Origin of the sequence: Mesorhizobium kowhaii, from assembly GCF_003253745.1 — a bacterium.
Taxonomy (GTDB): domain Bacteria; phylum Pseudomonadota; class Alphaproteobacteria; order Rhizobiales; family Rhizobiaceae; genus Mesorhizobium; species Mesorhizobium kowhaii.
In genome coordinates this window covers 57,866-70,434 of record NZ_MZXV01000001.1, presented here as the reverse complement: position 1 = coordinate 70,434, position 12,569 = coordinate 57,866, and the positions used below count along the sequence as shown (strand labels likewise).

Annotated in this window: 11 protein-coding genes and 1 pseudogene; 9 read left to right on the top strand and 3 right to left on the bottom strand. The window is 55.0% G+C overall.

What is annotated here, in order from left to right; all coding sequences use genetic code 11:
- Positions 1 to 94 precede the first annotated feature (94 nt).
- Both B5V02_RS00395 and B5V02_RS00390 read right to left on the bottom strand, forming a co-directional pair.
- Entirely contained in the window at positions 95 to 298 is a 204-nt protein-coding gene (locus B5V02_RS00395; RefSeq protein ID WP_111542312.1) for an autotransporter outer membrane beta-barrel domain-containing protein, read from the bottom strand.
- Between the two features lie 133 nt (positions 299 to 431).
- Positions 432 to 1,055 (bottom strand): sulfotransferase family 2 domain-containing protein, encoded by a 624-nt coding sequence (locus tag B5V02_RS00390; RefSeq protein WP_245445557.1) that lies wholly within the window; start codon positions 1,053 to 1,055, stop codon positions 432 to 434.
- A 285-nt stretch (positions 1,056 to 1,340) separates the two neighbouring features.
- On the opposite strand from B5V02_RS00390, the gene B5V02_RS42180 reads away from it, so the two are divergent.
- Together B5V02_RS42180 and B5V02_RS00385 are read left to right on the top strand one after the other, a co-directional pair.
- Positions 1,341 to 1,469 (top strand): hypothetical protein, encoded by a 129-nt coding sequence (locus B5V02_RS42180; RefSeq protein ID WP_281004877.1) that lies wholly within the window; start codon positions 1,341 to 1,343, stop codon positions 1,467 to 1,469.
- Positions 1,450 to 1,779 (top strand): hypothetical protein, encoded by a 330-nt coding sequence (locus B5V02_RS00385; protein WP_146605981.1) that lies wholly within the window; start codon positions 1,450 to 1,452, stop codon positions 1,777 to 1,779. Before B5V02_RS42180 ends, B5V02_RS00385 begins: the two co-directional genes overlap by 20 nt.
- 139 nt (positions 1,780 to 1,918) lie before the next feature.
- Here B5V02_RS00385 and B5V02_RS00380 read toward each other — a convergent pair whose 3' ends face one another.
- Positions 1,919 to 3,058 (bottom strand): acyltransferase family protein, encoded by a 1,140-nt coding sequence (locus B5V02_RS00380; protein WP_111542309.1) that lies wholly within the window; start codon positions 3,056 to 3,058, stop codon positions 1,919 to 1,921.
- Positions 3,059 to 3,317: 259 nt separating this feature from the next.
- Here B5V02_RS00380 and B5V02_RS00375 point away from each other — a divergent pair.
- The 7 genes and pseudogenes from B5V02_RS00375 to B5V02_RS00345 form a co-directional block, all read left to right on the top strand.
- Positions 3,318 to 3,629, top strand: a pseudogene (locus B5V02_RS00375) (glycosyl hydrolase 108 family protein); the annotation flags it as partial.
- Positions 3,630 to 4,021: 392 nt separating this feature from the next.
- Positions 4,022 to 5,029 (top strand): NAD-dependent epimerase/dehydratase family protein, encoded by a 1,008-nt coding sequence (locus B5V02_RS00370; RefSeq protein ID WP_111542308.1) that lies wholly within the window; start codon positions 4,022 to 4,024, stop codon positions 5,027 to 5,029.
- 28 nt (positions 5,030 to 5,057) lie between these two features.
- Complete coding sequence (locus tag B5V02_RS00365) at positions 5,058 to 6,683, top strand: class I SAM-dependent methyltransferase (RefSeq protein ID WP_111542307.1); 1,626 nt, start codon at positions 5,058 to 5,060, stop codon at positions 6,681 to 6,683.
- The gene (locus B5V02_RS00360; protein ID WP_111542306.1) at positions 6,680 to 9,493 is read left to right on the top strand and encodes a rhamnan synthesis F family protein; all 2,814 of its coding nucleotides are present in this window, start codon (positions 6,680 to 6,682) and stop codon (positions 9,491 to 9,493) included. The genes B5V02_RS00365 and B5V02_RS00360 overlap by 4 nt, the downstream gene beginning before the upstream one ends.
- Positions 9,494 to 9,574: 81 nt before the next feature.
- Positions 9,575 to 10,543, top strand: a complete 969-nt coding sequence (locus B5V02_RS42175; protein ID WP_208647013.1) for a WxcM-like domain-containing protein — start codon at positions 9,575 to 9,577, stop codon at positions 10,541 to 10,543.
- Positions 10,473 to 10,964, top strand: a complete 492-nt coding sequence (locus B5V02_RS00350) for a GtrA family protein (RefSeq protein WP_111542305.1) — start codon at positions 10,473 to 10,475, stop codon at positions 10,962 to 10,964. Before B5V02_RS42175 ends, B5V02_RS00350 begins: the two co-directional genes overlap by 71 nt.
- On the top strand, positions 10,957 to 12,552 hold the full coding sequence (locus B5V02_RS00345; protein ID WP_146605980.1) for a hypothetical protein: 1,596 nt from the start codon (positions 10,957 to 10,959) through the stop codon (positions 12,550 to 12,552). Before B5V02_RS00350 ends, B5V02_RS00345 begins: the two co-directional genes overlap by 8 nt.
- The last annotated feature ends 17 nt before the right edge of the window (positions 12,553 to 12,569 follow it).

The following is a 12,569-nucleotide window of genomic DNA, read 5'->3' as shown; positions in this document are numbered from 1 at the left end:
CGAAAGCGTCGATGGCGGCCAATCTCCGCCTTGCAGGGGAGATTGGCAGCTTCGGCGTCCGGCCAAAGCCGGCGATCGTCCTTATCTGTCGCCGTCAGAACCTGACGTTCAGGTTGGCCCTGGCGCCGTTGTCCGCAGTGTGGGAGCCGAACTGGCCGACATAGGATAGACCGAATGCGGCATTGGCCGACATCTGCAGGTCGAAGCCGGCTTCGATCATTGCGCTGTCCTTGGAGATAGGCACGCCACCAATGGTGAAGGCATCGCCGCCGGCAAAGGCGAAGGTCGAAGTCGGCATGATTGGTCATATTCGCCCATCCATTCAACAACGGACTGTTGCAACAGGTGAAATCAGAGCAGCTTGATGCAATGGCATGCCTTAATGAGTACGATGACCCTTGACCGGAGGTGGTATCGATTTTCTGCAAACGTCAGAGCATATCATATCCAAAAAGCTCAAAGTCTTTGGCGAAAAGTTCGTTTATACGGTCCAATGCTCGCCTAGACATTCTCCCGGCATATTTGCAGGTGTCACCTGTCGTCGGTTCGGTCTCATGTTCAGAGACATTCGACAGTTGAACTACCGGCGGCTCAATGTCCACGTAGTCACAAAATCGATGGAAGTCGTGCTCGAATTGCTCGACCTTTCCGACAAACCCTACGAGCTGCTCACCATTCACGTGCGTCCAATAATGGCAGGGGTGCAGCACCATGTTTGTGTTGTGACCGGGTTCATATACTTCATAGTCTGGCAATAAGTTGATCCAAGCATCAAAGTTGAAACCTGCTGATATCACTCGCGACATGTTAGTAGCGATCTGCGCTCTCAACAAATGTGTGATCCAAGCTGGCTCGATTTCTACCTTGGGCTGCTCTTGAAAGTCCCGCTGTATTTGAATAAATCCAGAATAGGCACGATCGTAAGGGTTCCTTACAAAAGCCGCTACTTTGTATCCTAGTTTGCCTTCGGGAAGCGCTGTCAAATCGGCAAGAGTGGCATGTTGAGTTACAACACGATTGAGGAATCCATTATAATAAAAGAAACGCGGATACACACTCTCATTGTACTGACCTAAACTTGCGTGACATGTAGAACTCGCAGTCTTCCACGGCGACATGAGAATAAACTTTTTTGAGTGCGCTATAATCATTTACGCATTACCGAGCTCGATGGTTAGAAACGTCAGGAATATGCCTTAAGAGCGGTCCATGCTGGACGGATGTTTGCAAGCAGATCTCAGCTCGCGGCTGCTAATTGACATTGAATCACGAGCGAACAACGCCGCAGCCACTACCCCACACCCAACTACGAAAATCAAGGACCTAACACGCTCGACGTCTTGGTCGACAGCGTGATCGTGCCGGCGACAGAGACTTCGATCGAGCTGGACGAGCCCGGCCCCGTCATCATCACCATCACCCCGCCCTGGCTCATCATGGAAGCAGTTCATGTCGTTGAAATTGAGTAGGGCCGACGTCCTTCGCCCGGAGGCCGAAGCCCGGATCGACTGGCACTACGCGCGGAAGATCAACGACCTGATCGGGCCGCTCGGCGCGCTGCACCAGCGCAAGGTCGCGCGGGCCATCGCAGCGCGGAACTCGGCAGTGCGCTCATTTGCCGACGAAGCCGATCGGCTGGCGATCATCGCTGTCGCCAGCCAGGACAAAGCCATCGCCGCCCTCGATGTCGATCGCCGTCGAATGAAGGCCGACGTGCGCGCGGCAGACACGGCGGCCGCGATCAACGTCATCCCTAGAAAGCTGGAGATCATCCAATGAACGGGCAGAGAACGGTGCAGCTGGAGCCGCTTGTCGTCTTGAACCAAACCGCGCAGCTGTCGGGAGCTCGCTGCCGCATCAGGAACCGTAACGATCTTCAACCACGACAACACGTATCCCTGCGCGAGTGGTTCTCGTATTAAGCTATCGGGCTGGTTTGAACGGACATAGGCGTAGCTTTAGTGCGAAACCATGCCATAATCATCTTTCTAGCCGGGTTTTCGGCCAGATGCAGCGCGGCTGACGCGACGATGACGGTTAAAAGATAGGCCCATAGCACCCACTGATCTGGCAACCTGCCAAAGATTTGCGGATACCCGAAAAAGAGCCTCATAACGAGCTGATGGGTCAAGTAGATCGCGAATGAAATCTCGCCAAGATACCTCACGGGGCGGCAGCCGAGGAACCTCGCCAGCGGTCCGGTGCTTGATGCGAGAATTATGAGCAACAAGGCAGCCGGAAACGCTGGCGAAAGTGAATCACCTGTCCAGAACTTCATGGCGCCTGAATGCATGACTGGTTGCAGGATCGCGTCGATCCAGCTGCGCCCCCAGACGAGCAACACGACACCGACCAACTCGATAACGGCCCATGAAGCAAACGGAAGGCGTGATAGACCGTCGCGGGAGCGCGACCACAACAATGCAGCCGCCATGCCGAGGCAGAATTCGAAGATCCGAGAGATGGGGTTGACCATCGCCAACCCTTGGACAACGGCATCTTTACCGCCGCTATAAAAAGGCAGCCCGAGGTACCCGGCAAGCAGTCCCATCGCCGCAGAAGAAGCAAAACATGCGGCCAGTTTCCAATGCCATGTTGATGCGAAATTGCGGATCAGGAGGGGAAAAACGAGATAAAACCCCATCTCGGTGGAGATGCTCCAGCTCACGGCATTGTAGCTGAAGAAATAGTCGCCGGTTGGTATCCAGCTTTGCAGCAAGAAGGCATTTGCGAAAAAATATGGGGCGGCGAAGGGCACGCCTAACGCGACTGCTGCCAGCAAGGTGATTAAATGCGCCGGCAAAATCCTTGCGATTCTGCCAGAATAAAACTGACGGGTGTCCCCTGGCTTATTCAGCGCAGGGTAGGAATAGGTTAGCACGAACCCTGACAAAACGAAAAAGACGGAGACACCGTGAGCAAGGTTCCAGCCTTGAAACGTCGTGGCCGGTATTCCGAACAACCCACCAATGTGATGAAGAACAATAGCAAAAGCGGCGAAGAACCGAAGCCCGGTGAGCGGGAAGATTAGCGCTTTTGGATTTGTGTGCCCACCCATGCCTTCCGTTTAGCTGAAAGCTTTTGGAAAGTGAAGGTGACTACCGTATCTTCCACCACGCAATGGTGAAATCCCGCGCTTCCTCAGACAACGGGCGGCTCTCCCAAACGTCCGCCACTCGGTCATACCGCCACTCACTGTCATAGTCCGTCGTGGCCGACGAGTGCCAGCGGGTGCATCCGAGTCGGGTACAGGATATTGCGCAGAAATCGCATTTCTCAATCCTAGCATAGCCAATCATCATCCGAAAGGAAAACCCATGGACCGCAACTTCGCTCGGGCGCTCGCGCTCGTCTTGAAATCGGAAGGGCTGTGGTCGGACAATCCGGCCGATCCCGGTGGCGCCACCATGAAGGGCGTAACGCTTGCCAACTTCCGCCGCTACGTGAAAGCCGATGCGACGAAGGACGATCTTCGCCATATCACCGACGCCCAGGTGGCGACAGTCTACCGGCGCTTCTATTGGGATGCTGTAGCGGGCGCTGAGCTGCCGAATGGCATCGATTATGCCGTCTTCGACTTCGCCGTCAATTACGGGCCGTCCCGAGTTGCGAAATACCTTCAGGCCGTCGAGCGTGATCCGGATATCGAGGCCGGCGCCGCCGGCGATTCCGAATTCGGCCATGTGAGCGCGCAAGGCGTTCGGGAGCATCGTCTTCTGCCGGATCATGAGATCAAGGGTCCGATGCATCAAGACCACGCCCTGCTGCTCTGCGCCCTTGATCGGAACGACCGCATTTGACGGCCGCTACACCGCTTCGCAGATCGCTTTCGCAGCAGAGCGCGCGACGCTCTAATAATGTCAAGCTGTCAAACCAATATGCTTTGACGCGCTGGCGCAGTCAGGGTACGGAACGACTTGGGGACGGCCACTTGCCACTCCTGCCTATCAAGAATTGCGGTTCAATATTCTGGTCCCGCAATCGCAGTTAACCGTGTTCGGGAGCGGCACAGTATATCCGCATGTCATCTCAGGTAGAAAAGCCCAACGTCGTCGAACGCCATCTGATTCTTGGTGGAAGCGGCTTCATTGGCCGACATGTTGCAGCAATCTTGGTGCAAAGCGGGTGTGAAGTCGTTTTAGCCGGGCGCTCACTTTCGAAGCCGACATTTGCTCCAGCACTTGACGAGCGAATCACATGGCGCAGTTTCGATCTTGCCAACGCGCAATGGGATAGCCTGATCGACGGGATCACGGTCATTCACCATTATGCATGGTCATCCGTTCCTGCCAGCGCCAACAATGATCCCTCCCTTGATCTGTCGACCAATGTGGCGCCAACGCTGGGTTTGCTAGAGGCGCTTCGAAAGAAAGGATCGCAGGCGCCAAGGCTGATCTTCGCTTCGTCCGGCGGTACGGTTTATGGGAAACTGCTGCGCGTTCCGGTGCATGAAGATCACCGTTTAAGTCCGATCACCGCCTACGGCGCTGGTAAAGCTGCGATTGAACTGTATCTGGGGACCTATCGAGCTCTCTACGGGCTCGACTGTCGTGTGGCGCGTCTAGCCAATCCTTTTGGAGCAGGGCAGAATTTGGCAAAAGGCCTAGGTGCGGTAACGACGTTCCTACATCACGCATTGTCGCAGCAGCCAATAATCGTCTGGGGCGATGGCGAAGTCGTACGTGATTTTATTCACATCTCCGATGCCGCAGCAGGCTTGGTTGCGCTGGCACGCGCACTACCGCTCGACAGCCATCATGTATTCAATATCGGGAGTGGCGAGGGAGTCAGCCTTAACGGGGTCATTGCCGAACTTGAATCAAAACTCCCCCATAAATTGGACGTTCGCTATGAGCGCGGTCGGAAGTTTGATGTTCCAGTGAGCGTGCTCGATATCTCGCTCATTCGGGAGGTGTTGGGGTGGCGACCTACTCTCTCCTTTTCTGAAGGCTTGAGCCAAACACTCGCGGATCTTGGTGGTAGCGTAGCGCATCGTGACAGGTCGGCGGTCAGTGGCGCCGCGCACTAGACCAGTGAGAGGAATTGGCGACAATCAAATGGGAGAAATATTCGAACGGGTCCTGCCGCAGCAAGTACTAGAGTGGACCGGAGAACGGTTAACAACCGCGACGGCGGGTCAGGTGGAGATCGAGCACCTTCATCGCTATTTTCTTGCCCGAGCTCTTTGCCGCGGCCTTGATGTTGTCGATGTCGCCTCAGGCGAGGGCTACGGCTCCGCCCTTCTGGCCCAAGTCGCGCGATCGGTTGTTGGTGTCGAGTTGTCCGAAAAGGCGGTAGCGCATGCCCAGGGGGGCTATGTCGCTCCCAACCTTCGCTATCAACAAGGAGACGCTCGCAAGTTGCCTTTGGAAGATGCGAGTGTCGACGTGGTCGTATCGTTCGAAACGCTTGAGCATTTTTTTGAACATGATCTGTTTATCGCAGAGGTTCAGCGCGTCTTGCGGCCAACCGGTTTTCTGATCCTTTCGTCTCCTGAACGAGATGTCTATTCTCCGCTCGGAAGCCCTGCCAATCCCTATCATGTGCACGAGCTCTCGCGTGTAGAGTTCGAGGCCCTGCTGAAGGGGGCGTTCCGCAATGTCTTGATACTGCTTCAAAGACCGCTGCTCGGATCAACGCTTATCGCAGATGACGAGGCTGGAATATCGAGAACGCTGACGTTCGAGCGACGAGGAGAGGCGCACTACGAGGTCAGTCATGGCTTGCCGCGACCGCCTTACAATATTGCGATTGCGTCCGAATCGGAACTTCCAAGTATTCCCAATTCGTTGTTCATCGAAACAAGCGAGATCGGTGAAATCCTGGCGCGAGCAGAGAGTGGCGCGGCCGCTCACGCGGAGCTTCGCAGTCACATGGAGCAAACGGAATTGCTGGCTTCCGGTCTCCGCCGCCAAATTGAAACGGCTAGTGAAACTATCAAAGCACAAGTCGAACGGGCCGAAAAAGCGGAAGCCGATTTGGCCTTGGCTCAGTCGGGAAGTCATGCTGACCAGGCAGAGCTTCGCAGTCACATGGAGCAGACGGAATTGCTGGCTTCCGGTCTCCGCCACGAAATTGAAACGGCTAGTGAAACCGTCAAAGCACAAATCGAACGGGCCGAAAAAGCGGAAGCCGATTTGGCCTTGGCTCAGTCGGGAAGCCATGCTGACCACGCAGAGCTTCGCAGTCACATGCGGCAGACGGAATTGCTAGCTTCCGGTCTCCCCCGCGAAATTGAAACGGCTAGTGAAGCTATCAAAACACAGGTCGAACGGACCAAAACTGCGGAAGCCGATTTGGCCTTGACTCAGTCGGGAAGCCAAACTGTCATTGAGGGGCTACGGTCCGAGTTGACGCAAGTACGCTCCGAGCTGGCCGTGGCAAGCGTGCAGCGAGACGTGTTGAGAACGTCTTTCCGGGGCCACGCGAACCTCCTCGCTGAATCGCGTCTTAGGCAAGATGCCGAGGTCAAAGAACTACGACAGCGAAATGCTGAATGGGAAGGCCGGGTTGCGGATTTGGAGCGCCAAGCTGCCGAATGGGAGCAACGCTACTTGGGCCTGAGCCGCCGCCTTGAGGCCATTCTGAAACGCTTTGGGATACTTGGCGCGTCGCGGCTCGTTCCTAGCCGGCTCCGCGCCTTTGTCCGTAATCGTGTTCTTGGACCGGGACGCACACAATGAATAATCGCGAGAGCGCAATGGCTGATGAAATTCGCCATGAATTCGTCGCTATGCTGGAAATGACGGGGTTCGTAGATCCCGACTATTATCGTTCCTCCCTCAATCGGCCGGAACTACGGGATCCAGTGGGGCACTATGCCGAAATTGGCTGGCGGATTGGATTGGAGCCAAATGCGCGTTTCAACGGCGATTTCTTGCGTCCTTTTTACGAGACGGCAGGGATGTTCAAGCCGCCTGCTTATGTCTGGCTAGAACTCTCGGCTCTGGGGGGGCCGCTGCCCGCGAATAGGCACGAAGCCGAAAATCTTGCTGCAGCCTTCAGACTATCGCCTATCTTCGATGCTGAATTTTACGCTCACCGATTGCCCGCCGGTATGGACCCCGCGTTGCACTATGCAGTGGTTGGTGAGCCGTTGGGCTGGCGCGCATCGCCTTTCTTTGATGCGGCTTACTATCGGGAACGGTATCCAGATGTCGCGAGCGTCGGGGTTTCGCCATTGCTACATTTCCAGCACGATGGCAGGCGCGAAGGTCGGCGAGGAGCGTCTGTCGTTGACAGGTTGGAGTTTCCGCCCTTGTCGCAGTCCGAAAAGCCGGTTGTACTTCTGATTTCGCACGAGGCTTCGAGAACGGGCGCACCGATGTTAGGCTGGAACATTGCCCGGGAACTAGCAAAAAGGGCAACGGTGGTCTCCCTTATGATGCGCGGTGGAGAACTGGAAAATGACTTCATCGCCGTTGCCGCCTCGTCCGTTGGTCCGTTGACATGGGAGGACTGGAACTCGCTGGATGCGACCCGGCTGGCCAAGCGGATCACAGAGGAATTCAAACCACTTTATGCCATCGCCAACAGCGTAGAGACGCAGATCATGGTGCCTGCCTTGGCCTCCTGTGGGGTGCCGAGCGTTGCTTTGGTGCATGAGTTTGCCAACTATACGCGCCCTGTAACCAAGATGCGCAACGTTTATGACTGGGCGCAGCATGTCGTATTTCCAGCCGAGATCGTTGCGCAGTCTTCGTACGATGCCTTTCCTGGCCTCGAAAGGCGCCCTGGAATTCATATCATGGCTCAGGGGCGCAGCGATCCGCCGCCGGCGTCCTCAGCCCTTGAGCGGACTGACAAAAAAAGAGACGAATTCCTACTTCGCTTGCGGCCCGAAGGGGAGGAGGCCTCCTTTCTGGTGCTTGGCGCCGGCTCGGTGCACCTTCGCAAAGGCGTTGATCTTTTTGTAAGCGCAGCTGCCACAGCGAAACGGCTGCGACCGAATATTCGCTTTCGATTTGTCTGGATCGGTGATGGGTACGATCCGGATCATGACAGTGCCTACTCCGCGTATCTCGCCTACCAGATAGCCCAGTCGGATCTGGGAGATAGCCTGGTGATGCTTGATGCGGTATCGGATTTGGAGCCGGCATATGCCATTGCAGACGCCTTCTTTCTCAGTTCCCGGCTTGATCCGCAGCCAAACGTGGCTATCGATACGGTTGTGCGCGGGATTCCGACCGTGTGCTTCCAAGGAGCCTGTGGAACGGCGGAAATCTTAGGGGCCGACGTGGCGACACGCCCTCTCATCGCACCTCACCTCGATAGTCATGCTGCAGCTGTCATCTTGTGCGGGCTGGCAGACGACCGCGATAAGACAAAGGCCTTGGGAGCGGAAGTGGCGCGAGTAGGACATGCGGCCTACAACATGAGCACCTACGTTCAACAAATCGATGAGTGGGGCAAATCATCTGCGGCAGCACTTCACGACGAGGATCTTGCTACCCTGATGGCGGCTGCTGCTGTCGACCTTGATATGGTTCTTCCTCCAGGTATGACGCCGGTTTCCGAGTTGGAAGCTGGGCGGCGCACCCTCCAGCAATGGAGCATCATGGGCCTTTCGGGCGATTCGACGACCAATCCACAGTTCCGTCGCCCTTGTGCGGGCTTCAATCCGCAAAGCTATGCACAAGTGAATCCAGGCGAGTGCGGCCCGGGAAAAGCCCACCCCTTAGCCCATTGGCTCCGCGCCGAGCGCCCCGTCGGCCCATGGTCCCGGGACGTTTTCAATCCTATCGATGACACTTATCCGCCGTCGGAAGGTATGCCGCGTGTAGCCCTTCATGCCCATTTTTACTATGAAGATCTGGCTGATGATCTGGCTTTCCGGCTCAAGCGTAACCACACTCGTTGCGATCTGTTCCTGTCCACGGACACCGACGCCAAAGCGAGACATCTTCGAGCCGCGTTTGGCGACCACCACGGTTCGGTTGAGATGGCAATCGTTCCCAACAGGGGGCGCGATGTCGGACCGCTTCTTACTGAATTCTTGCCGCGATTGCTTGATGGTCGCTACGATCTAATCGGCCACGTACATGCCAAGAGGAGCGTGGGCACGGACGCGGCTATGGGCGAGGCTTGGCGCCACTTCCTTTGGGAGAACTTGGTTGGGGGCGAACACGCGATGCTCGACCTGGCTGCCGCAGTCTTCGCATCGAAACCCGCGATAGGTCTATTGATGGCGGAGGATCCACACCTCGTCGGTTGGAACGACAACAGGGAAATCGCTGAAGATTTGGCGAGACGGATGGGCATCGCCACGCCACTGGCGGACTTTTTCGATTTCCCGCTGGGTACCATGTTCTGGTGCCGATCAAAGACGTTACTTCCGCTACTCGAACTGGGTCTCGATTGGAATGATTACCCATCGGAGCCCGTTCCTTATGACGGCACCGTCCTCCATGCGATCGAGCGCTTGTTACCTTTTGTTGCGCGCAAGGCCGGATTCGATACCGCTGGTTTGCGCGTGCCTGGCACGAACTGGTAACAGGAATTGGGCTGGCAGCCGAAAGAGCTTACGGCCCCGCGTGCTTTCCAATCCTCAGAACGTGATTAGGGGATCTGCCGAATGATCGAGATGGACAACGTTTTCGTGCATGAAAAAGCACTCTGCGAAAGTGCGACGATTGGCAATGGGACGCGCATTTGGGCGTTTGCCCATATCCTGCCTGACGCGAAGATTGGCGAAGGATGCAATATCTGCGACGGAGTTTTCATTGAGAACGATGTTGTTGTGGGCGATAATGTCACCGTCAAGTGCGGCGTTCAGCTGTGGGATGGCGTCTCACTGGAAGACAACGTGTTCGTCGGTCCCAACGCAACGTTTACCAATGATCGGTTTCCGCGCAGCAAGGTCTATCCTGAAGCCTTTCACAGGACGATTGTTAGGAAAGGCGCCTCCATAGGCGCCAATGCCACCATTCTGCCCGGCATCGAGATCGGACCTGGCGCGATGATCGGCGCCGGGGCAGTCGTCACACGAAGTGTTCCTCCGAACGCGATCGTAGCCGGCAACCCAGCTCGAATAAAAGGCTACGTCCAGATAGGCGGCGGACAAATGTCCAAGCCCGTCTCGTTGGCCCCGACTCAGGGTGCCATTGCGAGCGGTGTGCAGGACTTGGGCGTTGGCGGCGCCACCTTGCATGATCTTAAAGTGGTGGCCGACATGCGCGGCAGCCTTACCGCCGGCGAGTTCGAGCGTGACATTCCTTTTATACCCCAACGGTATTTCGTGGTGTTCGACGTCCCCACTCGCGAAGTCAGGGGCGAACACGCCCATAAAAAATGCAAGCAATTCCTGATCTGCCTGAAGGGGTCTGTAGGAGTACTGCTTGATGATGGCAAATTCCGCCGAGAATTAATTCTGGACAGCCCTGGAATGGGCATATACATGCCTGAGATGATTTGGGGAACTCAGTATAAATACTCTAAAGATTCGGTCTTATTGGTTTTTGCTTCTCACTTCTATGATCCGAGCGATTATATCCGCACATACGATGAATTTCAGAAGTGCTCCGCCAATGCAAACGCAGACTGATCGAAAGATATATCAACAACAGAGCGTATGGGAAATCATCCGGTTTCTTGCGTCAGGCACACTCAACACCGGACTTACATATGTAATATTTCTACTTCTGATTCAGCTATCCTCTCCATCGATCGCGTACACAATGTCTTATTCTGTTGGGATTATCATCGCATATCTCCTAAACATATTTTTTGTTTTTAGATCGGGACACAGCAAGCGAATGGTAGCAGCTGTGATTGCCTCATACCTTCTCCAATATTTCTATGGCCTTGCAGCACTGAATATACTGATAAAGTTTTTCCTGCTGCCCGCGTTTTTTGCTATGGCTGTCGTAATCATTACGGCGATTCCACTGCAATACCTGATTTTGCGATCCGCTGCTGCACAAGCGCTGGCCGCCAAGATCCATGAGGGAATGGACAATGACTGACAGGAGCGTTCAGAGAAGTTCGGGATCGCTATGGCTACAAGCTGCGATAGTGACGGCGTTCTTCAGCGCGCTGATGATTCGGCAGTCGTTGCAGCATGGCAGGTTGGCTCTCCCACCGACCTTCGATGACGTCTCCTACCTCAACCAGGGCGGGTACTATCTTTCGATCTTCGACACTCAAGGCTTCACAGGCCTTCTCAATACCTATCTCGCCGGCCCACCTCACGCTCCGATTTCGACAGGCGCAGCCTTCGCTGGACTTGCGCTTTTCGGCGTTCACGATTGGATAGGAGCGGTAACGAACGCGGTCATACTTTTATTTTTCTCGCGTTTATTTCTTACAGTTGCACGAGACCTAACGATAGCGCAGTCCACGCTGCTTCTTTCGGCTCTTTGGTGCGGTCCGTATATCGGCATGACGCTGATATGGTTTCGTCCTGACATGCTTGCGGCACTGCTTGTCGCCATCGGCACCGTTTACATCGTCACGCGAACGGACTGGGTGGCGAACCGTCGAGCGCAAATAATCGGCGGCATCTTTTGCGGCTTGTCGCTATGGGGAAAGCCGACGATATTTCCGCTCACGCTCGCGCTTTATGGTATCGCGGTGCTGCTGACATCTCTTCCCGCCGCCTTCAACAGAGAATATAAAAAGATCCTTTATGCCGCCATAGTCCTGTTCGGCTTGGCGATAACGGTAAGCTTGCCCTACTATGCCTTCTCCCTAGATAGCGTTGTTTCGTATATATATGACGTAGTTTTTGGAAGCCAGGCTGATATCTGGGTTCACCCTCTTCCTCTTGTCGAAACCCTCAATTTTTACCTTACTGGATACTACGGAAAAATATCGATTGGCTGGTGGGTTTACGGCGCGCCGGTTGTCGCCCTCCTCGCCTTCATGACCCTTTGGATCGGAGCCGACATAACTGCACTGCGAAGAGCACTATTGGTTGTTGCGCTTGTGCTCATCGCTTATGTCGCAGTGACAATTCCCACCTTTAAGGGCCCGCACGGATTTCCATTCGCCGCTACACTGCTGGTGTCTACAGCGCTAGCGGTCACTGTAATTGCGCGAAGCTTGCCGCGCATCTATTCGACGGCATTCTGCGCGTTGATTCTTGCGGTTTCGCTCTGGCAGTTTGAGTGGGAATTCACAATAGCACACTCATACGTCACTACAGCGCAAGCAAATAGCCGACATGCATTGGTCGATGAAATGACCGAAGTTATTGGAGACAGTGTCGAGAATAAAACTATTCTGTTTTCGACATCTTCAAACTACTCGAATTTCTTGACACTGGAATTCCAATACCGCCAGAAGGGACTTCCCCTTCCTCGCTGGAGCGTTCTGCACTTGAGCGCAGATTTTGGTGAGCATGAGCGGGAAATTCAGAAGGCGGATATCGTTGTCGCCTATACGCCTGAATTCACTGAGGTCATTCCAAACCTACCCACCGCAAGTGCCGAGTTTCGGCAACGCTTTGTCGATGCCGTTAAGCAGAGCGGGCTATTTTCCGATCCAGCGCTGATACCCGATCCAGTTCTCGGTGGGGGTATCTTGATCTTCAAGAGGATTGGGGTGCGATAATCGAACCCAACTATCTA